The sequence below is a fragment of the Nocardia sp. NPDC051832 genome, from assembly GCF_040681285.1.
Lineage (GTDB): Bacteria > Actinomycetota > Actinomycetes > Mycobacteriales > Mycobacteriaceae > Nocardia.
Genome location: NZ_JBFAYL010000001.1, coordinates 1,557,936 through 1,580,942, shown reverse-complemented (window position 1 = coordinate 1,580,942; position 23,007 = coordinate 1,557,936). Strand labels below are relative to the sequence as shown.

Genomic DNA, 23,007 nt, shown 5'->3' with positions numbered 1-23,007 from the left:
CATGGAGACAGGCCGGGGTGCGCACGCTGATCCTGTTACGGCACGGGCAGACCGAATGGAACGCCGCCGACCGGATGCAGGGGCAGATCGACACCGATCTCACCGAACTCGGCCGTAGACAGGCCAAAGAAGCAGCACGGGAACTGGTGTCGCGCAACGCGATCGCCATCGTCTCCTCCGATCTGCGGCGGGCCCACGACACCGCGCTGGCGCTGTCGGAACACACCGATGTGCCGGTGGAACTGGACCGGCGGCTGCGCGAAACCCACCTCGGGGACTGGGAGGGCCTGACGCACCTGGAAGTCGACGCCGACTACCCGGGCGCGCGCGTGGAATGGCGGCTGGACGCCGCCTACCGGCCGCCCAACGGCGAAAGCAAACTCGAAGTGGGCGCGCGAGCGTTGCCCGTGGTGCGGGAATTGTTCTCCGAGCGACAGGATTGGCCCGGCCGGACTATCATCCTGGTTGCGCACGGCGGGCTGATCGCCGCCCTGACGGCCGCGCTGCTCGACCTGCCGCCACAGAACTGGCCCGCCCTCGGTGGACTGGCCAATACCAGCTGGGTGCAACTGAGCAGCCACGGTCCAGGTATCGATCAGCCCGGGTGGCGCCTCGATGTGTGGAACGCAGCGGCGAAGGTAGCTCCCGATGTCCTCTGAAGAGCCGATCAAGTCGGTACCGGACGAGTTGTTCAAGAAAGTCACGGCCAAGGCCGAGCGACAACTCCCCGATGCCCTGTTCGGTCCGGCGCCCGCGCCGAAACCGGCGAAAAAGGCAGACGCCGAGGAGCCGATCAAATCGGTGCCCGACGAGTTGTTCAAGCGTGTGACGGCGAAGGCCGAACGGCAGTTGCCGGACGCGCTGTTCGGTCCGGCGCCCGCGCCGAAAGCGCCTGAGCCGGAGGTTGCGGAGCCGGTTGCAGCCGCCGGGTCCCAGGCTCCCAGTCCGGTTGCCGAGCCGGAGGGCTCGACCGAAGTGGCCGGGGAGCAAAGCGATTCGGTCGAAGCGGCTGCGGCTGAGCCGGTGCCCGAGGTGGTCGAAGCGTCGTCCGCGGCAGGTGCGGTGAGCGCGGAAGAAGCTGCGAGCGAGGCTGATTCGGGCGCCGAAGCGGTGGCGAATGCGGAAGCTGTTGTCGCCGCGGCGGAACTCGCGGATCCTGCGGAATCCGATCCGGGTTCTGCGGGCGATACCGGATCGCTGAGCCCGGCAGGCACGGGGTCGGCGACCCCGGTTGATACCGGATCGGCTACCCCGGCTGATACCGGATCTGTGAGCCCGGCTGGTACGGGATCGGTGAGCCCGGTTGATACCGGATCGGTGAGCTCGGCTGACGCGGGATCGGTGAGCCCGGCTGACGCGGGATCGGTGAGCCCAGCCGATACCGGATCGGTGAGCCCTGCCGATGTCGATCCGATGATCCCGGCCGAGGCTGAGCCTGCGACTCCGGGCGATCCCGTGGCGGTGGCTACCGTGCAGACTGCGCCTGCTGCCGCGAACGGTTCGGCGACTTCGGTAGAAGCTGTGCCGACGACAACTGATCTTGCGGCTGCGGCGTTGGCTGAGGAGCCCAGCGCCGCCGCGACGGGCCTGGTGGCTCCGGTGGAGTCCGAGTCTGCTGCGGTGGCAGCGGCCGAGCTGGTGGCGCCCGCCGCCGAAACCCGGATTGCCGCAGCGGAATCCGCTGTTCCGGAGCCCGCGGCCGAATCCACTGTCGTAGCGCAGCCCGCCAAGCGGCCGGTGCTGCTGGTGGTCGCGGACTCCCTCTCCTACTTCGGGCCCAAAGGGGGCCTGCCCGCCGACGACCCCCGGATCTGGCCGAACCTGGTTGCCGCCGAACTCGATTGGGATGTCGAGCTGGTCGGCCGGATCGGCTGGACCTGCCGCGACGCGTACTGGGCGCTGATCGGCGACCCGCGGATCTGGGCGGCCGTCCCCAACGCCGGCGCGGTGGTCTTCGCCGTGGGCGGCATGGACAGCTTGCCCTCGCCGCTGCCGACCGCGCTGCGTGAGCAGATCCGCTACATCCGGCCGCCGGGGCTGCGCCGCATGGTGCGCTCGACTTACAACTGGCTGCAGCCCAAGCTGTCCAAAGTCGGCCGGCGTCTGGCATTGCCGCCGCGCGTCAGCGTCGACTACCTGGAGCAGTCCCGGGAAGCGCTGGCACAGTTGCGTCCCGAGCTGCCTTTCATCGGTGTGCTGCCGTCGGTGCACAACTGCGCCGCCTACGGGCGCGTGCACCGCGGTCGGCCACGTCTGGTGAAAGCGTTGCAGGCGTGGTCGGCGCGCACCTCGGTGCCGCTGGTCGACCTCGGGGAAGCGGTGCGCGAGAACATCTTCTCCGACGAGGCGAACCCGGACGGCATCCACTGGGGCTGGGCGGGGCACACCGCGGTCGCCAACGCGATGGTGAAGACCCTGCACGAAGCCAGAACCCCGGTGGCCACGTGAGGTCGGAATGCGATGGCGGCAACCGCCTTCGGCAGGAGGTTCGGTAGTCCGTGGCCGTCGTGGTCGTCACCGATTCGTCCGCAAGCCTGCCTGCCGAACTCGTCGACGAGCTGGATATCGTCGTCGTGCCCCTGCACGTCCTGGTCGGTGACCGGGCGGTGCGGGAGGGCGTCGACCCCATCGACATCGATTACAGCGCCGACACCGTCAGCACCTCCGCCCCCTCACCAGGGGAGACGCGCGAGGCGTACGAGGCGGCGCTGACCCGCAGCGGCGGCGATGGCGTTGTGGCCGTGCATATTTCGCGGCAGCTGTCCGGCACCTGGGAGGCCGGTCGGCAGGCCGTGCGCGATATGGATGCCGGCGATCGGATTCGGCTGGTGGATTCGCTCGGCGCGGGCCTGGCGACCGGGTTGCCCGTGCTCGCCGCCGCGCGCCGGGCCCGCGAGGGCGCGCCGCTGGATGTCGTCTACGACACTGCGGTCTCCGCGTCCAGCCGCGCTCGGACCTTCATCCTCGTCAACCGCACCGAACAGCTGCGCCGGGGCGGCCGGTTGAGCAGCGCGGCAGCGTTTTTCGGCAGCGAGCTGGTCACCAAACCGCTGTTGCAGATCGTCGGCGGCAAGCTGGAACTGCGGGAAAAGGTTCGCACGCGCTCCAAGGCGTACGCGAAACTCGTTGCGGCAGCGGTGGATGCGGCGGGTGACGACGGTGCGGCGGTCGCGGTGCAGCATCTCGCCGCCCCCGAGGCGGCGGAAACCCTTGCCACGCAACTGCGGGAGACCGTGCCGGGGATCCGCGAGCTCATCATCAACGAGTTCGGGCCGGCGCTCGGCGTGCATCTCGGCGCCGGTGCGGTCGGGGTGCTCGTGGTGCCCGGCGGCTGCGGCTGACATCCCGGCGGAGCAGCGCGCCGAGCCGCGATGCCACCCCCGGGTGCGGAACGCGGCCGACGCGAGGGCGGGCTGGCGCTGGAAGTGTGCGGCGGGCTTTAGGATTCGCGGGTGACCGGATACGACCACTTCGACCACCTCGACACTTCGACGCTGCCGCCGCGCCAGCACCAGATCCTCGCCACCATCCGGGACTGGGTCCAGCGGCACGGATACGCGCCGAACACCCGCGAGATCGGCGACGCGGTCGGGCTGCGGTCGGTGTCCTCGGTCTCCAAGCATCTGAAGAGCCTGGAGGACCGTGGTTTCCTGCGTCGTAGCGCGACGATGTCACGTCCGATCGATGTCCGCATGTTCCTGCAGGCAGCCCCGGCACACTCGGAATCCGCGGACTCGGTGACGGTTCCGGTCCTCGGCGACATCGCCGCCGGCACCCCGATCCTCGCCGAGGAACACGCCGACGACACTTTGACCCTGCCCCGTGACCTGGTCGGCCGCGGCGCCGTCTTCGGCCTGCGCGTCCGCGGCGATTCCATGATCGACGCCGCCATCTGCGACGGCGACATTGTGGTGATCCGCCAGCAACACGAAGCGCATTCGGGCGAAATCGTCGCGGCCATGATCGACGGCGAGGCCACGGTCAAGGTCTACCGCCGCCGCAACGGCCACGTCTACCTGGAACCCCGCAACCCCGCCTACGACGTCATCGACGGCGACAAAGCCGTGGTACTCGGAAAGGTCGTTTCGGTGATGCGGCGCGTCTGAACGACACGCGGCCCCACCTGCCGATCCGCTCCGCCGAATCCCGTTGTGCAGCCCACACATCGGCCTAGTTGTGCACAGCTCACCAGTTATCCCCAGCTTTTCTGAATCCCCAGGTCAGCGCCAGCACCCCGACCCACCCGCTGCGTACCGTCGCGCCCATGCCCCGACACGACGAACGCGAACGAATCCGACGCCGCCTGGGCGCCCTCACCGCCCGAGTCGAGGCCAGCCGAACCGCAGGCCTCCCAACCAGCCGCCCCGCCACCCAACCCGTCGATCACAAACCACCATGGACACCCCGGGTCTCCGGCCGCGCTTCCTGCGGCAAACGCTACGTCCGCCCTGCCACACCCCCGACCCTCCCCACGAAACCCGCAGCACCCACCCACAACTCGCCCTGGACACCCGGCATCGCCAGTGACCCGTCCACAAACAGTGGGCACAATGCGGAATCACGACACCGCAGCGATGACGCACACGCGCCTGCCACTCGACGACCGCCCACTGGCGAAAGGGAGTCGCACCAGAGGGATCTCGACGACCCGTTTCCTCCGGCGAGTGGTGGCGACGTCCACCCGGATTGCGGCGAACACGGTGTGGAATTGCGCCGCGGTGCCGCCGCGGACAGCCCGCGCCGGGAAGTACGCCGCAACGAGGCGTTACCCGCGGCGGGCAGTTCGCGCCGGGAGGTGCGTCGCAACGAGGCTTTACTCGCTGAGGGCAGTGAGCACCGGGAGGTGCGTCGCAACGAGGCTTCACCGGCCGCGGCAACTCAGCGACTTTGCGCGCGCGGAAACGGTGCGCGGCGCTCCGATCTCGAGGACTCGGGTCTTTTCGAGGACGGCGTCGATGCCGACTCAGGTCTCGGCAGCCGCGCCGAACATCGGGCTCTGGTCCGTAGTGACGTTCGCGAGGACCGCGGGCTCTGGGACCTCGACGAGTTACCGGCCGATCCGGTGTCCCAGGGATCTGTCGAAAGCATCGGCGAGGTCGTCGCGCCGGGCTGGCTCCGCGAACCGGAACCCCGGCCTGGCCGCTGGGATCACCTGATACCCGCCCGCTTCCACGGCGCTCGACTCGACCCGGGTCGCCGCGGCACCGTGACTCTCGCGGCGCTCGGCGTGCTTACCATCGTCATCGCCGCGATCGTGGTCCTCCGCGATCGCCCGGTGACCCACTCGGTCCCGCCGGTGCAGGCCCTGCGCACAACCGCCCCCGCCCACCCTTCGAACACCGCAGTGTCGCCGGGCAACCCCCGATCGAACCCGCCGCCCCCCGACCCCATCGCTCCCACCGAACTCGTAGTAAGCGTTGTCGGCCAAGTCCACACGCCCGGCTTGGTCCGCCTCCCCGCCGGCGCCCGCGTCGCCGACGCGTTGACCGCCGCCGGCGCACCGACACCCACCGCCGACCTGACCGGCCTCAACCTCGCCCAGCGCCTCAACGACGGCGACCAAGTCCTCGTAGGCGCCACCCCCGGCCTCACCCCCGGCACACCGCAACTGGGCAGCGGCACCATCAGTGCCCCCAGCACCCCACCTCGCACCTCCACCGCCCCAACCGGCCGCGTAAACCTCAACACCGCCACCGAATCCGACCTCGACGCCCTCCCCGGCGTCGGCCCCATAACCGCCCGCGCCATCCTCACCTGGCGCACCACCAACGGCCCCTTCACCGACCTGACCCAACTCGCCGAAGTAGAAGGCATCGGCCCGGCCCGCCTCGCCCGCCTCCGCGACCTGGTCCGAATATGACCCCCACACGCGCGACGTCTATCCGACCTGAATGGTTCGGAGACAAGCGAATTACGCGTCGAGCGTCGGCGTTGAGCCGGACGAGACGCTATCCACGGGATGTGATTGAGCCGGGCTGTGTTCAGCTGGCCGTGTTGTGGACTGGCTGGTGGATTCCGGGTCCGCACCTGACTCGGCGGGTGCGGCTCGGATGACGGTTCAGGGTGGGGTGGCGGTACGTCGTGGCATCCGGGCGCATCTTCGCCATCAATCCAGGCATCGCGACACGGGGGTTGAGCGGGAAGGGGCGGCGGCTGCGGTTCTGGATGGGCGGTTGTTGCCGGCGGCGGTGAGTTGTTGGGGCGCGACGATTGTGGCGCTGACGGCGGGGTGGGTGGTGGGGCTGGTGGTGGCCGGGGGGTTGTTGGTGGGGGCGGCGGGGTTTTGGCGGTTGCTGGTGTGGGCTGGAGCGAGTGGGCGGGAGCAGTGGCGGAGGGTTGCGGCGGTGGGGTTGGCGGCGGTGGTGTTGGGGGCGGGGTTCGCGGGAGCGGGGGCTTGGCGGGAGCAGCGGGTGGCGGAGCATCCTTTGCGCGCGGTGGTGGGGTCGTCGGTGCTGGTTGTTGTGACGCCGAGTGATGATCCGAAGGCGTTGCGGGCGGGTGGGTTCGGTGGGGAGCGGCGGTGGTTGGTGCGGGGGCGGTTGGCGGGGTTTCAGCGGGCGGGGGTGGTGGTGCGGGCTGGGGGCGAGGTGGTGATCGTGGCGTCGGGGGTGGAGTGGGGGCGGGTGTTGCCCGGGCAGGCGGTGCGGGTGCGCGCGCGGGTGGAGTCGCCGCAGCGGCGGGATCTTACGGTGGCGTCGTTGCGTGGGCTGGGGCCGCCGGAAGTGGTTGGGGCGCTGCCGTGGTGGCAGCGGGTGGCGGCTTCGGTGCGGGGTGATTTCTCGGCGGCGGCGCAGGCGGCGTTGGGCGATGACGCGGCGGGGTTGGTGCCTGCGCTGGTGCTCGGGGACACGTCGCGGTTGCCGGATCCGGTGCGGGAGGACTTCGAAATCGCGGGACTGCAACACCTTTGCGTGGTCAGTGGGGCGAACTTTTCGATTTTGCTGGCGGTGGTGCTGTTTCTGGCGCGGGTGCTGACATTGGGGCCTCGGACCGGGGCGGCGGTCGCGGCGGGTGCGCTGGTCATGTTCGTCGTCGTCGCGCGGCCGGATCCGAGCGTGCTGCGGGCCGCGGCGATGGGATCGATCACGTTGCTGGCGTTGGTGACTGGACGCCGGAAGCAAGCCTTGCCCGCGCTCTGTGCTGCTGTGATCGGGCTGTTGACGGTGTGGCCGGAGCTGGCGGTGCGGGCCGGGTTCGCGTTGTCGGTGCTGGCGACGGCCGGTTTGATCCTGCTGGCGCCCAGCTGGGCGGATTGGTTGCGAGCGCGCGGGTGGTGGCGGTTGCCGGCCGAGATCGTCGCGGTGTCGGCGGGTGCGTTCGTGGTCACGGTGCCGATCATGGTCGCGTTGACCGGGCGGGTCAGCGTGCTGGCGGTGCTCGCGAATGTGCTTGTCGCTCCGGTAATCGCGCCGATCACCGTGCTCGGGGCGGCGGGGGCGGTGCTGTCGTGTCTGTGGGCGCTGCCGGCTGAACTGGTGCTGCGTGGCACCGCGCCTCCGGTGTGGTGGCTGCTCTCGGTGGCAGAACGCGCGGCGAGCCTGCCCGGTGCGATGGTCGCGGTGCCGGGCGGCATCGCGGGTGGCGTCGTCGCCGCGGTTCTGGTGGCAAGTGCGGTGTGGGCGTTGCGGTCCGCGGTGGTGCGCCGGATCGCGGCGGCGGTGCTTATCGGGATCGCCGGCGTCCTCCTGCCGGTCCGGATCTGGCACCCCGGGTGGCCGCCGAGCGACTGGGTGCTGGCTGCCTGCGACGTCGGACAGGGTGACGGACTTGCCCTGTCGGTGGGCCATCGCAGCGCGGTCGTCATCGATGTCGGACCCGACCCCCGTCCGATACGAACCTGCCTGGATCGGCTGCGGATCAACAGAATCGAACTACTGGTCTTGACCCATCCGCACGCCGACCACATCGGCGGACTGGCCGGAGCGCTGCACGGCCGCACCGTAGCCGCCATCGCGGTCGGCCCGCACGAGTTGCGGGATTCGGCACACCGAGACGAATCCCGGTCCGACGCGGACCAACCCGGAACGAATCCAGCAGCGGCCGAGGCGAACTCGCATGCGCGTGGACCGGTCACCACCTCGGCAGGAGTGGCCGCGACAGCCCGGCGAGCCGGGATCCGAACGATCGACCTGGCAGCCGGCCAAGTGATGCGTTTCGGCGCAATCGAAATGCAGGTGCTCGCGCCCAACGCCACAGCCCGCACATCCGACCTGTCCACTGACGAAGCCAACGACCGTTCAGTCGTGCTCGCCGCCGCCACACCCGCAGGTCGCATCCTGCTCACGGGCGACATCGAAGGCCCGGCACAGCACCGGCTGATCACCTCCGGCGCACCCTTGACCGCCGACATCCTGAAGGTTCCGCACCACGGATCCCGCACCACCACAAAGGAATTCCTCACCGCCGTGCACCCCGGACTCGCCCTCGTCAGCGCCGGCGCCCGCAACACCTTCGGCCACCCCCACCCCGCGATCCTGTCGGAACTATCGGCCCTGGGCGCCACCATCGCCCGCACCGACCAGCATGGCGACGTCCTCGTCGCCGGCACCGCCGACCGGCTCCGCATGATCACCGCCCGCCGATCGAAATTCCCCGGATAGACCACCCCCGACCACCCATGATCGTGAGAGGAGTTCGCTATCAATGAGGAGCGTGCCCATGGCGACGACGCAGCGAACCAAATTCCATGCTCCCGTTGGATTCTTGAAGGAGGCCAAGCATGAACTGGGCTACACCACCCAGCAAGCAATGCTGCTCGATCTGGTCCAGCGGGATTTGAAACTCGTCCGGAAGGACCCGCCGGACCCGGACTCGCGGCGCTGGGACGCCTCGCTGCCGATCCAATATCCGGACTGGTACTACCTGCCGGGGGATTGGAAAGAAACCACGGTGTCAGCGCCGGAGGGCTTTCTCGAGGCCGCCAGGCGAGAACTCGGCTATCCGGACGAGGAGGAGATGCTGCTGGATCTGACCCGGGACGCCCTGCTGGAGCACAGGCAACGAGAATCCCTGCTGCGGGTGAGGTGTCGGTGCGGGACCGTAGGATCTTCGTCGTGAGCCAGCGTAGCGAGCGATCGAGCAAAGCATCCCGGCCCGGAGAGCGGTCCGCCGGTGAGTGAGCGCCCCGCGTCCGTCCAGTTGGTGCTCGGTGACGAGGAGTTGCTCATCGAGCGCGCCATCGCCGAGATCACCCGTCAGGTCCGTGCCGGCGCACCGGATCCCGAAGCGGTTCCGGTGGATCGGTTGCGCGCCGGCGACGCGAGCACCGCGGAACTGGCCGAGTTGCTCAGTCCGTCGCTGTTCGCCGAGGATCGGGTGATCGTGCTGGAGTCCGCCGCCGAGGCGGGCAAGGACGCGGTCGCGGTGATCACCGAAGCGGCCACCGACCCGCCGGAGGGTGTGGTGCTGGTGGTGCTGCACTCGGGTGGCGGCCGCGCCAAGGCGCTGGCGCCCGCGCTGCAGAAGGCGGGCGCCGTGGTGCACAACTGCGCCAAGTTGAACAAGGGGTCCGAACGGGTCGAGTTCGTGCGCGCCGAGTTCCGCGCGGCCGGAATCCGGGTGTCCGGCGAGGTCGTGCAGGTGATGATCGAGGCGGTCGGCTCGGAGCTGCGGGAACTGGCGGCCGCCTGTTCGCAGCTGGCCGCCGACACCGGCGGCAAGATCGACGTCGCCGCCGTGCGCCGCTACTACTCCGGCAAGGCCGAGATCTCCGGTTTCGACGTCGCCGAACTCGCGGTGGCGGGCGACCGCCCGGCCGCGATGGAGGCGTTGCGCTGGGCCAACGATCGCGGCGTCCCGCATGTGCTGCTGGCCGACGCGCTCGCCGACTCGGTGCACACGATCGCGCGGGTCGGTTCGGCGGGCCGCGGCGATCCGTTCAAGCTGGCGCAGTCGCTGGGCATGCCGCCGTGGAAGGTGAAGAAGGCCCAGGCGCAAGCCCGCAATTGGACCCCGGCCACCATCGGCTCCGCCTTGCAGGTCGTCGCCACGCTCAACGCGGACGTCAAGGGCGGCGCCGCGGACTCGAGCTACGCGTTGGAGCACGCGCTGACCAAGATCCTGGATCTCTACGCGGCAGGCTGACCTGCGCAAACGTCCATTCGAGACCACCATCACGTGGGCGAACGTCCAGCTATCGGGCAGTGTGGATAGCGGCTATGGACGAATACAGACCTAGATCCGAATTCGATTACTCCGAGCGTGCCGGCAAACGGCACGCTCGGCGCCGTTCTACCCGCGCACCCCGCCCGCACGGCGCGCACCGGCCGCCGGAGCGCCGCCGCCGCGGCCGTGTCGCGGTCCGGGCACTGGCCGGCGTGCTGTCGGCGGTCGTCCTCGCGGGTACCGCGGTCGGCTGGGCCACCGAGAGCAGCTTCGACAACGGCTTCGGCCGCTCCGACGCCATCGGCGACGGCCCCCGCTCGCTCGGCGGCGACATGAACATCCTGCTGATCGGCCTGGACACCCGCAAGGACCTCAACGGCAACGACCTCCCGAAGCAGGTGCTGGACAAACTGCACGCCGGCGACGGCCAGGAGGGCGGCTACAACGCCAACACGCTGATCCTGGTGCACATCCCCGCCGACATGAAGAAGGTCACCGCGGTGTCGATTCCCCGCGACGACTACGTCAAGGTGTCCGGCATTCCCGGCTACCCGAACGTCAAGATCAAGGAAGCCTACGGTCTGAAGAAGGCCGCGGTGCAGGACCAGCTGATCGCGCAGGGCGTGACCGACCAGAAGGCCCTGGAGTTCGCGGGCCGCGAAGCCGGTCGCGCCTCCGTCGTCAGCGCGGTCCGCGATCTGACCGGCGTTCCGATCGATCGCTTCGCCGAGGTGAGCCTGGCCGGCTTCTACGATCTGTCGCACGCACTCGGCGGCGTCGAGGTCTGCTTGAAGAACCCGGTGCAGGATCTCGAATACTCCGGCGCCAACTTCCCGGCGGGCCGGCAGCGCCTCGACCCCGAGCAGTCGCTGGCCTTCGTCCGCCAGCGGCACGGCCTGGAGAACGGCGACCTGGACCGCACCCACCGCCAGCAGGCCTTCCTGACCTCGGTCGCGCACGATCTGCGCAAGTCCGGCACCTTCACCGATGTCGGCAAGCTCTCGGCCTTGATGGATGCCGCCCACCGCGACGTGGTGCTCTCGCAGGGCTGGAACGTCACCGATTTCCTGCGCACCCTCGGCACAGCCGGCAGCCCGAATGTCGAGTTCCGCACCCTGCCGATCCTGCGCTACGACCAGGTCGACGGCCAGGATGTGAACATCGTCGACCCGATCGCCATCCGCCGTGAGGTCGCCGCCGCGTTCTCCGACACCCCCGAGACCCCGCAGGCCGCCCCGACCGGCACTGTCGACGTCGCCAACTCCGGCGCCGCGGACGGCATGGCCGCCACCCTGGCCACGGCCCTGAGCACCCGCGGCTACACGAAGGGCACCGTCGGCAACGGCACGACCATGACCACGACATCCACCATCCACTACGCCCCGGGCGGCGAAGCCGAAGCCAAGCGCCTGGCCGCGACCCTCGGCCTGCCGATCGCGGAATCCAGCGCACTCGCCGAAGGTCATCTGAAGGTGGTCCTGGGCAGCGATTTCACCCTGCCCGCGGACCTGACCGCCACCCCGGCCACCCAGACCCCGGAGACCGGCATCCCGGATGTCGGCAAACCGGTGGACACCACCATCGCCGGCGACTCCATCCCCTGCGTGAACTAGACCCGCCCCGCCACCCGCAGGTCACCGAAGGTGACTGTGCGCGGGCGGGTGCAGGGGCGTGGCGTCAAGCCGCTGTGTCATCGAACGGTTGGTCCGCTGGACGTGCGCTATGGAGGTGCTGATGCCCATTCAGGATCCGGCTCAGCGGATCATCATCTACCGCGCCGCGGATGCGGACTCACAGGCGGCGCTGGATCGTCTGGCGGATTCGGCCGGGCGGGTTCCAGCCCGCCCGGCAAGTCCGGCCCGGGGGAGTTACTCGCCGGCGGCGGCCGCGAAGGCCGGTTCTTCCTCGTCCTCGTCGGACTCCTCGTAGCGGCCGTCCCATTCCTCGTAGGCCGGGACATCCTCTTCGCGGGTGACGATCCACTCCAGCGACTGGGTACCTTCCTCGTCCGGGACCAGCACGTTTTCGATCTTGATCCCGATCCCTAGCACCTCGGCCGCCCGAATCACCTCCGGCAGATCATCGGCCCTGACCACAGTCTGATTCGCGTACACGGTAACCATGCGCGGAATGGTAACCGCCACCACCGACAACCCGGCAACTACCGGGTGAACTGACCGGATCCGGGAGCGGACACGACAAAAGCCGCCGTGGTCGTCAAAGCCACGGCGGCTGCGTCAACTGCATGGAGTAGCGGTAGCCGCTACCGGATTATCAGATCTTGTTCAGCGCCAGCGCGAGGGCCGACTTCTTGTTGGCGGCCTGGTTGGCGTGGATGACGCCCTTCGAGGCAGCCTTGTCCAGCTTCTTGCTGGCGGCCTGCAGACGCGCGGTGGCGGCGTCCTTGTCACCGGAGGCGGCGGCCTCGCGGAAGCTGCGGATCGCGGTGCGCAGCGCGGACTTCACCGACTGGTTGCGCTTGCGAGCGGCTTCGTTGGTACGGATCCGCTTCATCTGGGACTTGATGTTGGCCACGCCTGTTTCCTCGTGTTCCTTCGCTGGGGGTATGTACTGACAGAGTCTTCAAAACAAGTCGTACGCGTGCGACTCACCCGGAGTTTTCCGGTAACGCAACGCCGAAGATCAAGGGTACCAGCCACCCCGCAGGGCACGAAATCGGCGCTCGACCTCCCGGGAATTGTCCCTTATGAGCGGTATCTTCAGCGCAGACGTCCCGCGTCTCGGCGCGGCCGTAGGCGTGATTTTCCAGCGGTATCTCGTCCCCAGTGGCTATGAACGGCGGAAGGTGGCAGATGTCTGACGTGGAGCGCGAAGTTGTAGTCGAAGAGGTCGTCCAATCCGGAACGGTACCGGCGGGGAGCATTCCCCCGGGCGCTTACCCCCAGGTCCCCGAGGGCTTCCCGGTCCCGGTGGGCAAGAAGTTCGCGGCCGAGGCGCTCGGCACGTTCATCCTGGTGATGGGCGGTGTCGGCACCGCGGTACTGGCGGGGGAGCGGGTCGGCGCGTTGGGGGTGGCACTCGCCTTCGGTCTCACGCTGATGTTCCTGGTCTACGCGATCGGGCCGATCTCGGGCTGCCACGTCAATCCGGCGGTCACGCTGGGCCAGCTGCTGATGGGCCGGATCTCCACCGGCAATGCGGTCGGGTACTGGATTTCCCAGGTGATCGGCGGTTTGCTCTCCGGTCTGGTGCTCTTCGCGCTGGCGAAGAACCTGCCTTCCTACAGCCGCGGCGTCGACGGCCTCGGCGCCAACGGCTGGGGCGCGCACAGCCCGTCGGCCCAGACCGGCCCGCTCGGTGAGGTCGTAGTGCAGAACGGCTACGGCATGGCCTCGATGATCATCGTCGAGGTGATGCTGACCGCGCTGCTGGTCTTCGTGGTCCTGGCCTCCACCGACCAGATCTCCGACGCCCCGCTGGCCGGCCTGTCCATCGGCGTCACCCTGGCGGTCATCCACCTGATCTCGATCCCGGTGGACAACACCTCGGTGAACCCGGCCCGCAGCTTCGCGGTCGCCTGGTACCAGGACGGCGCACCCGGTCAGCTGTGGGCGTTCATCGTGTTCCCGCTGATCGGCGGCGTGCTCGGCGCGCTGGTGTACGCGATGATCTTCGGTCGCGGCACCCGCGAGACGCTGTCCGCCTGACCTACCAGCCCTCGACCCCGATCCGGCGCCGCCGGATCGGGGTCGATCTGTTTCAGCTCCAGTGGTATTCGATGACGAGCCGATGCGCGACCAGGTCGAAGCTCTTGCGCGGCACGATCGCCCCTTCGCGGCGGATGCCGGCCTCCGGCACGTCCAGTACCCGGTCCAACCGGACCCAGCTGGGCCGCCCCTCGTGATCCCAGCTGCCGCTGCCGATGCCGACCCAGTTGTGGTCGTCGTCGCGTTCGGGATTCGACGACAGCATCAGCCCGAGCAGGGTGTCCCGGTCCCGTCCGACGACGAGCACCGGCCGGTCCTTGCCGTTGTCCGGGTCCTCCTCGTAAGGCACCCAGGTCCACACGATCTCGCCCGGATCGGCGCGGCCGTCCAGGTGCGGGCAGTAGACGATCTGCCGGGCGCGGTGCGCGGTCGGTACGGGCGTGGACGCGGCCGGCCGGACCGTGATGGCCGGGCCGTTGCGTCCTCTTTTCTTGCCGATCTTCGGGCCCTGCGCTTTGGCGATGATGCCGAGCTGCTTGCCGATCGTGTTCCAAGTCCGGGCCATTCTTGGATGGTAACGGCGGGCCGCGATCTTCTCATCCGCGCGGAATGCCTTGCGCGGGCGCGGGATTGCCGACCACGCTGACCAGCGCCTGCTGAATGTGACCTGCGCTACGGCACACCAGTGGCATTCGGTGCCTCCGGCCCATGGGACGATAGGGGCTAGTTTGCCGATACCCATGAGGAGTGGAGTGCCCGCCAGCTTCGCCGACACGACGTTCACCGATCCCGCCCGGATCCGGAACTTCTGCATCATCGCGCACATCGACCATGGCAAGTCGACGCTGGCCGATCGGATGCTGCAGCTCACCGGTGTGGTCGAGGAACGGGCGATGCGCGCCCAGTACCTGGACCGGATGGATATCGAGCGCGAGCGCGGCATCACCATCAAGGCGCAGAACGTGCGATTGCCGTGGCAGGTCGACGGCACCGAGTACGTCCTGCACATGATCGATACCCCCGGCCACGTCGACTTCACCTATGAGGTGTCGCGTGCGCTGGAGGCCTGTGAGGGCGCGATTCTGCTGGTCGACGCGGCGCAGGGCATCGAGGCGCAGACGCTGGCGAACCTGTACCTGGCGATGGAACGGGACCTGACCATCATCCCGGTCCTGAACAAGATCGACCTGCCCGCCGCGGATCCGGACCGCTACGCCGCCGAGATCGCGCACATCGTGGGCTGCGAGCCGGAGGACGTGCTGCGCGTCTCGGGCAAGACCGGCGTCGGCGTCGCCGAGTTGCTGGACAAGGTGATCGCGGAGGTGCCGGCGCCGGTCGGCGACGCCGACGCACCCGCGCGTGCCCTGATCTTCGACTCGGTCTACGACACTTACCGCGGCGTGGTCACCTACGTGCGTGTGGTCGACGGCAAGCTGACCCCGCGGCAGAAGATCAAGATGATGTCCACCGGCGCACAGCACGAGTTGCTGGAGATCGGCATCGTCTCCCCGGAGCCGAAACCCACGCAGGGTCTCGGCGTCGGTGAGGTGGGTTATCTGATCACCGGCGTGAAGGACGTGCGCCAGTCCAAGGTCGGTGACACGGTCACCACAGCCCGCGACGGCGCTGCCCAAGCGCTGGCGGGCTACCAGGAACCGCGTCCGATGGTCTACTCCGGCCTCTACCCGGTGGACGGCTCGGATTACCCGAATCTGCGGGACGCCCTGGACAAGCTCCAGCTCAACGACGCCGCGCTGACCTACGTCCCGGAGACTTCGGTGGCGCTGGGCTTCGGATTCCGTTGTGGCTTCCTGGGTCTGCTGCACATGGAGATCACCCGCGAGCGCCTGGAGCGCGAGTTCGGCCTGGATTTGATCTCCACCGCGCCCAACGTGATCTACCGCGTGGTGATGGAGGACGGCCGGGAACACATCGTCACCAACCCCTCGTACTGGCCGGAAGGCAAGGTGCGTCAGGCTTTCGAGCCGATCACCAAGTGCACTGTGATCGCGCCGAGCGAGTTCGTCGGCACCATCATGGAGCTGTGCCAGTCCCGCCGCGGCGAGCTGCTGGGCATGGACTACCTGTCCGAGACCCGCGTCGAGATGCGCTACATGCTGCCGATGGCGGAGATCATCTTCGACTTCTTCGATTCGCTGAAGTCGCGGACCCGCGGCTACGCCAGCCTCGATTACGAAGAGGCAGGCGAGCAGGAATCGGCCCTGGTGAAGGTGGACATCCTGTTGCAGGGTGAGGCCGTGGACGCGTTCAGTGCCATCGTGCACAAGGACGCGGCCCAGCCCTACGGCAACAAGATGACCACCAAGCTGCGTGAGCTCATCCCGCGTCAGCAGTTCGAGGTGCCGATCCAGGCGGCCATCGGCTCGAAGATCATCGCCCGCGAGAACATCCGCGCCATCCGCAAGGACGTGCTCGCCAAGTGCTACGGCGGTGACATCAGCCGTAAGCGCAAGCTGCTGGAGAAGCAGAAGGAAGGCAAGAAGCGGATGAAGACCATCGGCCGGGTCGAGGTTCCGCAGGAAGCCTTCGTGGCCGCGCTGTCCTCCGACGCCGCCTCGGACAAGCCCAAGAAGTAGCCCCAGCACCCGGAATAAGGGGCTTGTCGGTCGGTTTTCCGGATGGCAGGGTTATGGTGCTCGTCACGGTCACGACTTCGATCTTCTTGGAGGATGTGACAGTTGGGTTCTGCGCAAATATCCTCGAGGTGATCTTCACTCGGTCGGGGCCCGGTGTGGTGAGGATGCTGGAACCTAGATGTGGAGCCTTGCATGACGCGTGACCTGCCCTTCGATGGCACTGATGACACCGAGGCGGATGCGGCCGGAAGCGATATGGCCTATCGCGTGGCGACCGGAGTAGCGCGAGTGGCGCGGGGTGGCGCGTATGTCACCGGTGGCGCCCTGATCGCGTCCAACGGCGGCGGGGTCCCCGCGAAACCGGGGGACGCCCGCCTCGACAGCTGGAATACGGGCTGGGCGCACGACGACGATCCGGACCCCGACTCGGATGTGCCGAGCCCGACCGTGACCTTCCCGGATCCCGGCCCGGACTGGGTGCCGCCCGCGCCGCTGCAGTCTCAGCAGACGCTGCCGCCGCCGCCCGCGCCGCTGGAGCACGCGCCGTCGGTCCCGGACTGGATGGAGCCGGACACCCGCGCCGCCTGGAACCCCTCCGACGACCAGACGCCCGGCTGGTACAGCACCGAAGCGGCGGAGGACTCCTCGACTCCGGACTGGATGGACACCAGCACACCGTCTCGTTCCCATGAGTCCGGCTCGATGGATTGGCTGGACAGCCCGGCCGTCGACGGCCTGCCCGGCCACAGCCCCTTCTCGCTGCCCGGCGCGTTCGGCGGCGCGAACCCGTTCCTGCCCAAGTTCCCGGCCTCGGGTCCGGCCGAGGACGCGGCGGCCGAGACGCCCGGCGGTTCGGCCGGCCCCGGCTACGACCTCGAGTTCGGCCGCTTCGATCCGGCCGACCTGGCCGGCAGCAGCCCCTGGGACAGCCCGTTCGACAACGGCAGCCTGTTCGACGGCGTCGGCGGCGGCTCGGAGTTCGGCGTCTTCCTCGGCGTCGACGCGAGCGCGGCCCTGCACACCGAGTTCACCGTCGACTTCGGGATCAACGAGCAGGACGGGCTCTACCTGTTCACCCAGGCGAAGGTGGAGGCGTCCGCGGAGCTGTCGGTGAAGACCGCCGCGGGCAACAACGTCGGCGACCAACTCGATCAGCTCTCGGACTGGCTCGACAGCAAGCCGTCGGCGGGTACCGGTGCGGCGAAGACCACCAATGAACAAGCCGGGTCGGCGAATTCGGGTCTCGGCACCGGCAGCACGCACGGCTCGACCGCGGCTCCGGCCGCCCAGCCCGCGGCTCCGGCCCTGGCCGCGCCCGCACCGGCTCCGGTCGCGCCCGCCGCGCCCGCTCCGGTCGCCCCGGCGGCCCCCGCTCCGGTTGCCCCGGCTTCCGTGGCTCCCGCCGCGGTAGCTCCGGCTCCCATCGCCCCGGTTCCGGTCGCGCCCGCCGTCGTGGCGCCCGTGGTGGTCCAGCCGGTGGCGGCGACACCGCTGCAGACCACGATCCAGCCCGACGCCGCGAGCACCCCGATCGCGAATGTGCTCACCGGACCGAACGGTGCGTCCCCGCTGACCGCGCCCGCCGCGGTGGCGCCCGCCTTGTTCGAACCTCCGAAGCCGGCTCCGGGGAAGATCGACCCGGGCAAGACCGATATCGGGCACACCGGCACCAGTCCGGTGACGAACCCGCCGACCACGGTGACCAGCACGATCCCGGTGCCGTCGACCGGCGCCACGATCGATCCGACCACCGGTAAGCCCGACCTGGGCGGCATCACCAAGACCCCGGGCGCCACCGTGACGGTGCCGACCCCCGATATCGACGGCACAACCACCAAGATCCCGGGCGCGACCGTCACCCCGACGGCGCCCGCGACCAAGCCGGCGCCGACCACCGATCCGGATGTGACCAAGCCGAGCGTGCCGACCTCGCAGCAGCCGACGCCGACCCAGCCCAAGCCGGTCGACCCGACCCACACCCGGCCGACCGCCGACGTGCCGACCACGGCGGACGTCCCGACCGTCTCGGTGCCGACCCAGCAGCCGACGATGACGCACAGCGTCACCGTGCCGACCGCCGACGTCGATCCGCCCTCGGTGCACGTCCCGACCCAGGCTCCGGTGACGCCGAAGCCGCCGCTGACGCTGAACCCGAACCCGAAGCCGATCAGCGACAACGTCGACTACCAAGCGGCCCAGTACACCCCGCACAGCGATCATCTGTTGTTCGCCTCGGGACTCTCGGGTGGCCTGATGCCGCACCAGGATCCGCTGCTGTCGCACCACGATGGGACGGACATCACGTTGGTGTAGCCGCCCGAGCGGGTACCAAGGGTTTTTATGTCGCGCACGCGACCGACGAAGCAAGAGTGAGGAGCAGGGTTGTCTGCCGCAGCAGGGCTGAAGGCCGCGACGGTGAAACATCCGGACGCGATGGCCCCGCTCATCCGGATTCTGGACGAACTGCGGGAGATGGCCCGAGCCGCGGGCCGCGACGATCTCGGGGGCCGTTTGGGCATGGTGCGCGCGCGGGTCACCGACCCGCGCGTGCGCATGGTGGTCGTGGGTGAGCCGAAACATGGAATGAGCACCCTGGTCAACAGCCTGGTCGGGGCGCCGGTGAGCGCCACCGACACGGCGTTGAGCGTGCCGGTGATCGTGGAGTACGGCCCCCAGGCCACCGCCAATCTGGTGAAGTCGCACGGCAACGGCCGGGTGGAACGCCAGGCGGTGGACCCGCTGAATCCGGGCCCCGCGCTGACCGCCCAGGGTGTGGTCCGGGCCGAGTTCACCGAGCCGAGTCCACTGCTGGCCGACGGCATCGTGGTCATGGACGCCCCGGGCGCGGCGGGTGACGAGCACACGAAATGGTCGATGATCGCCGCGGCCGACACCGTGCTGTACGTGGTGGACGCGAGCCGGGAACTGACGCCCGCGCAGCTGGAGCATTTGCAGCGGATCCATCAGCTGTGCCCGACGGTGATCTGCGTGCTCAACAAGATCGACCGTTTCCCGCAGTGGTCGCATGTGCAGCAGCGCAACCGCGATCTGCTGGACGCGGCCGGTCTCGGGTTCGCGGTGGCGCCGGTGTCGGCGCTGCTGCACTTACAGGCCGAAACCACGGGCAACTACCAGCGCGATATCGAATCCGGGATGCCGCAGCTGATCGATCATCTGCGCGACTATGTGGTCTCGCGGGCCGATGCCGTGGCGATCGAGGCCGCGGTGCGCGATATCCGGCTGGTCACCGATCATCTGGCGGTCACGGTGCGCTCCGAGGCCGAGGCGCTGCGGGATCCGCGCCGCCGCGCCGATATCACCGAACAGCTGCTGGCCGCGCGCAATCTGGCCGACGAGTTGCGCCAGCGCACCGCCAACTGGCAGGTCACGCTGGTCGACGGCAGCACCGAGCTGATGGCCGATATCGAGCACGATCTGCGGCACCGGCTGCGCAGCCTGGTGCGCGACGCCGAAGCCGAGATCGCGCAGACCGATCCGGCCCGGGGCTGGAAGGATTTCGGCACCGAACTCGACGCGCGCATCTGCGAGGCCGTCGAAGAGAACTTCGTGATGGCGCACTATCGCTCGGTGGAGTTGTGCGAGCAGGTGGCCGCGAAGTTCCCGGCCGATCACCGCACGCCGCCGCTGCCGGATCTGAGATTGGAGAATCCGGGGGAGGTGCTGGAACCGGTCGCGCCGCTGGACGCGCTGGACAGCGCGAAAGCCAGTGTGACCCAGCAGTTCCTGTCCGGTCTGCGCGGTTCCTACGGCGGCATACTGATGGTCGGTCTGGCTACCAGCCTGCTCGGCATGTCACTGGTGAACTGGTACTCGGCCGGGGCCGGTGTCCTGCTCGGCGTGAACGCGCTGTGGGACGACCGCAAGAACCGCAAACTGCGCCGCCGCGCCGAAGCCAAGGTCGCCGTCGCCCGCCTGATGGACGACGTGATCTTCCAGGTGAGCAAGGAATCGCGAAACCGCCTGCGCGCCATGCAGCGTGCGTTGCGTGACCACTTCACCGACATCGCCGCCGACACCGCACGCACCGCCGACGAGTCGCTGCGCGCGGCCGAGGAGGCCTACGGCAAGTACGGCGACCGCCGCGAGGAGCGCATCGCCGAACTCGACGGGCGGATGAGCACGTTGCGTGCCGTCCGGGAACGCGCCGAAGCTCTGGTAGCGGCCTGACCCCCCGTCACCCCGGCTGATTCGCCGGGGTGTTGGCCGGACGGAAATTGCCGGCGCCATGGCTTTCCTCGGCCCGGATGACGTGGGTGACCGCGTTGATCAACGCCAGATGGGTGAACGCCTGGGGGAAGTTCCCCAGGTGCCGTCCACTGCGCGAATCGATCTCCTCGGCGTACAGCCGCAGCGGGCTGGCGTAGCCGAGCAGCCGCTCGCACAGATGCTTGGCCCGTTGCAGCTCGCCGATCTCCACCAGCGCCGAGACCAGCCAGAACGAACAGATGGTGAAAGTGCCTTCGGCGCCGGACAATCCGTCGTCGGTGGTCTCGGTCCGGTAGCGCAGCACCAGGCCGTTCTCGGTGAGCCGGTCGGCGATGGCGAGCACCGTCGCGCGCACCCGGTGGTCGTCGGGCGGTAGGAAACGCAGCAGCACCACCAGTAGCAGTGAGGCGTCCAAGGTCTCGCCGCCGTAGGTCTGCGTGAACACGCCCTCGCTGGTCACGCCGTGGGCGAGGATGTCGGCTCGGATCTCCTCGGCGATCTCATACCATTGCGCGGCGTGCCGGAGCTGCCCGTGCAGTTCGGCCAGTTTCGCGCCGCGGTCCAGCGCCACCCAGCACATCACCTTCGAGGAGGTGAAATGCTGGGGTTCGCCGCGGACTTCCCAGATGCCGCGGTCGGGCTTGTGCCAATTCGCGATGGCGGCGTGCACCTGCCGTTCGAGCAGTGGCCACAGCGTTTCGGGCACCTGCTGGCGGGACTTCACATGCAGGTACACCGCGTCCAGCATGGTGCCCCAGATGTCGTGCTGGTCCTGGTTGTAGGCGCCGTTGCCGATCCGGACCGGGATGGCCCGGTCGTAGCCGCGCAGATTGTCCAGGGTGCTCTCGGTGATCACGCGTTCCCCGCCGATGCCGTAAAGCACCTGCAGCGGAACGGGTTTGCCGTTCTCGTCGGTGGTGGCGTCGTTGAGGAAGGCGAAGAAATCGTCGGCCTCCCGATCCAGCCCGAGCGTGTACAGGCCCCACAGTGCGAAGCTGGAGTCGCGCACCCAGCTGTAGCGGTAGTCCCAGTTGCGTTGCCCGCCGGGTGTTTCCGGCAGCGAGGTGGTGGCCGCGGCCATCAGCGCGCCGGTCGGGGCGTAGGTCAGGCCCTTCAGGGTGAGCGCGCTGCGCTGTAAGTAGTTGCGCCACGGGTGATCCGGGAATTTGCCGAGCGTGATCCATTGCCGCCAGGACTCCGAGGTCTGCCACATCTTCTTGGCGGCTTCGGCGTAGGTGCGCGGAGCGGGCAGCTCCGACCAGGTCAGGGCCACGAAAACCTCGTCGCCCTCTTTCATCCGGGTGCGCGCGCGAGCCTCGCGGCCTTCCAGACCCAAGCGCAGATCGGTGGTCAGCACCAGGCTGGGCCCCGCGCTCGGATCATCGCAGCGCACGGCGGTGGCTTCCTCGTAGACCTTGCCCGTGTACTCCCAGCGGGCGGTGGCGCGGTGATAGTCGAAGGCCGGTTCGCAGCTCAGCGCCAGTTCCACCGTGCCGTTCACGCATTTCACCGTGCGCAGCAGCATGTGCTCGGCATCCCAGTCCATCGGGGTCCGGCGGTGGGTCCGGCTGCGCTGGTCATTGTTGTGCCACGGCCCCAGAATCAGCGCGTCCCGCACGATCAGCCAACCGGTCTGGGTCTGCCAGGTGGTTTCCAGGATCATGCCGCCGGGCAGATAGCGGCGCGCGGCGGGCACGTTCACCCCGTAGGGACCGATCCGGAAATGCCCGGCGCTGCGATCGAGGATCGCGCCGAAGACGCTGGGCGAGTCCGGGCGCGGCAGGCACATCCACTCGACCGCCCCGTTGGCGGCGATCAGGCAGGTGGTCTCGCAATCGGAGAGGAAGGCGTAGTCGTCGATGGGCGGATAGCTGGAGTGATACCCCTGCTGGGTCATCGCCGTCGGGATCGGCAGGTCGGCGGGTTCGTGCTCATCAGAGGACGCCATACCCCAATCTTGGGGCGCTGCCGCCGCGGCGTCCACTACCTGCCGGCGAATTCGAGTATCACCCCCGAGTCCGCGCTGTTCGCCTGCTCTCAGGATCGCCTACTAGGCTGACGGCGTGCAGAGCATCGCAGGATGGTGGGACAGCTTCGAGCTGTGGGTCGCGGGATTGCCGTTCATTCCCCAGTTCCTCGTCGTGCTGGTCGGCATGGTCCCGATCAGTTTCGCCATCGCCTACCTGCTGGACCGCGCCGTGCGCCTGGCGATGGCGCTGCTGGGCCGCAACCGCGCCGCCGCCGTCACCCAGGCCGCCGATACCGCCGGGCTCCGCCTCGGCGCCGATCTCGTCGAGCCGGACTTGCAGGTCCCGGCGAACCTGGCCACGCTCGAGCACGCGCAGAGCGGGGTCCGCTGATGCCACGTTCCCGGGTTCAGCTCGCCCTCATCGCCCTGCTCGTCCTCGTCG

The 23,007-nt window shown here is 68.9% G+C and carries 18 protein-coding genes; 14 read left to right on the top strand and 4 right to left on the bottom strand.

Annotated features, from left to right (window positions below):
- Positions 1–17: 17 nt before the first annotated feature.
- From AB0M14_RS07065 to AB0M14_RS07025, 9 genes are all read left to right on the top strand, one after another.
- Positions 18–659: a histidine phosphatase family protein gene (locus AB0M14_RS07065; protein ID WP_364989762.1), complete on the top strand. Its 642-nt coding sequence runs from the start codon at positions 18–20 to the stop codon at positions 657–659.
- 1,078 nt (positions 660–1,737) lie between these two features.
- Positions 1,738–2,448: a diglucosylglycerate octanoyltransferase gene (gene octT / locus AB0M14_RS07060; RefSeq protein ID WP_364991378.1), complete on the top strand. Its 711-nt coding sequence runs from the start codon at positions 1,738–1,740 to the stop codon at positions 2,446–2,448.
- Positions 2,449–2,498: 50 nt separating this feature from the next.
- The gene (locus AB0M14_RS07055) at positions 2,499–3,341 is read left to right on the top strand and encodes a DegV family protein (RefSeq protein WP_364989759.1); all 843 of its coding nucleotides are present in this window, start codon (positions 2,499–2,501) and stop codon (positions 3,339–3,341) included.
- Between the two features lie 111 nt (positions 3,342–3,452).
- Entirely contained in the window at positions 3,453–4,106 is a 654-nt protein-coding gene (gene lexA / locus AB0M14_RS07050; protein WP_364989756.1) for a transcriptional repressor LexA, read from the top strand.
- 596 nt (positions 4,107–4,702) lie between these two features.
- A complete protein-coding gene (locus tag AB0M14_RS07045; RefSeq protein WP_364989753.1) occupies positions 4,703–5,860 on the top strand; it encodes a ComEA family DNA-binding protein in 1,158 nt (385 codons plus the stop codon).
- A 550-nt stretch (positions 5,861–6,410) separates the two neighbouring features.
- Positions 6,411–8,600, top strand: a complete 2,190-nt coding sequence (locus tag AB0M14_RS07040) for a ComEC/Rec2 family competence protein (protein ID WP_364989750.1) — start codon at positions 6,411–6,413, stop codon at positions 8,598–8,600.
- Positions 8,601–8,658: 58 nt separating this feature from the next.
- Positions 8,659–9,057 carry a hypothetical protein gene (locus AB0M14_RS07035; RefSeq protein WP_364989747.1) on the top strand — a complete coding sequence of 133 codons (399 nt, stop codon included), beginning with the start codon at positions 8,659–8,661 and terminating at the stop codon, positions 9,055–9,057.
- 54 nt (positions 9,058–9,111) lie between these two features.
- Positions 9,112–10,083 (top strand): DNA polymerase III subunit delta, encoded by a 972-nt coding sequence (gene holA / locus AB0M14_RS07030; protein ID WP_364989745.1) that lies wholly within the window; start codon positions 9,112–9,114, stop codon positions 10,081–10,083.
- Positions 10,084–10,157: 74 nt separating this feature from the next.
- On the top strand, positions 10,158–11,717 hold the full coding sequence (locus tag AB0M14_RS07025) for an LCP family protein (RefSeq protein WP_364989742.1): 1,560 nt from the start codon (positions 10,158–10,160) through the stop codon (positions 11,715–11,717).
- A gap of 255 nt (positions 11,718–11,972) precedes the next feature.
- On the opposite strand, the gene AB0M14_RS07020 is transcribed toward AB0M14_RS07025, so the two are convergent.
- Both AB0M14_RS07020 and rpsT read right to left on the bottom strand, forming a co-directional pair.
- A complete protein-coding gene (locus tag AB0M14_RS07020; RefSeq protein WP_364989739.1) occupies positions 11,973–12,227 on the bottom strand; it encodes a hypothetical protein in 255 nt (84 codons plus the stop codon).
- A 151-nt stretch (positions 12,228–12,378) separates the two neighbouring features.
- A complete protein-coding gene (rpsT, locus tag AB0M14_RS07015) occupies positions 12,379–12,639 on the bottom strand; it encodes a 30S ribosomal protein S20 (protein ID WP_364989737.1) in 261 nt (86 codons plus the stop codon).
- A 278-nt stretch (positions 12,640–12,917) separates the two neighbouring features.
- Here rpsT and AB0M14_RS07010 point away from each other — a divergent pair, with 278 nt between their 5' ends.
- Positions 12,918–13,772, top strand: a complete 855-nt coding sequence (locus AB0M14_RS07010; protein WP_364989734.1) for an aquaporin — start codon at positions 12,918–12,920, stop codon at positions 13,770–13,772.
- Positions 13,773–13,824: 52 nt separating this feature from the next.
- On the opposite strand, the gene AB0M14_RS07005 is transcribed toward AB0M14_RS07010, so the two are convergent.
- A complete protein-coding gene (locus AB0M14_RS07005; protein WP_364989731.1) occupies positions 13,825–14,337 on the bottom strand; it encodes a type II toxin-antitoxin system PemK/MazF family toxin in 513 nt (170 codons plus the stop codon).
- Between the two features lie 175 nt (positions 14,338–14,512).
- On the opposite strand from AB0M14_RS07005, the gene lepA reads away from it, so the two are divergent.
- The 3 genes from lepA to AB0M14_RS06990 all read left to right on the top strand — a co-directional run bounded on the left by lepA (position 14,513) and on the right by AB0M14_RS06990 (position 20,557).
- The gene (lepA, locus tag AB0M14_RS07000; RefSeq protein ID WP_364989727.1) at positions 14,513–16,369 is read left to right on the top strand and encodes a translation elongation factor 4; all 1,857 of its coding nucleotides are present in this window, start codon (positions 14,513–14,515) and stop codon (positions 16,367–16,369) included.
- A 192-nt stretch (positions 16,370–16,561) separates the two neighbouring features.
- Positions 16,562–18,682, top strand: a complete 2,121-nt coding sequence (locus AB0M14_RS06995; protein WP_364989724.1) for a hypothetical protein — start codon at positions 16,562–16,564, stop codon at positions 18,680–18,682.
- A 69-nt stretch (positions 18,683–18,751) separates the two neighbouring features.
- Entirely contained in the window at positions 18,752–20,557 is a 1,806-nt protein-coding gene (locus AB0M14_RS06990) for a GTP-binding protein (RefSeq protein ID WP_364989723.1), read from the top strand.
- Between the two features lie 7 nt (positions 20,558–20,564).
- Here the strand turns inward: AB0M14_RS06990 and AB0M14_RS06985 are convergent, their stop codons facing one another.
- Positions 20,565–22,493 carry a glycoside hydrolase family 15 protein gene (locus AB0M14_RS06985; RefSeq protein ID WP_364991375.1) on the bottom strand — a complete coding sequence of 643 codons (1,929 nt, stop codon included), beginning with the start codon at positions 22,491–22,493 and terminating at the stop codon, positions 20,565–20,567.
- A 166-nt stretch (positions 22,494–22,659) separates the two neighbouring features.
- Here AB0M14_RS06985 and AB0M14_RS06980 point away from each other — a divergent pair, with 166 nt between their 5' ends.
- Positions 22,660–22,956, top strand: coding sequence for a hypothetical protein (locus tag AB0M14_RS06980; RefSeq protein ID WP_364989720.1), 297 nt, complete (start codon positions 22,660–22,662; stop codon positions 22,954–22,956).
- The last annotated feature ends 51 nt before the right edge of the window (positions 22,957–23,007 follow it).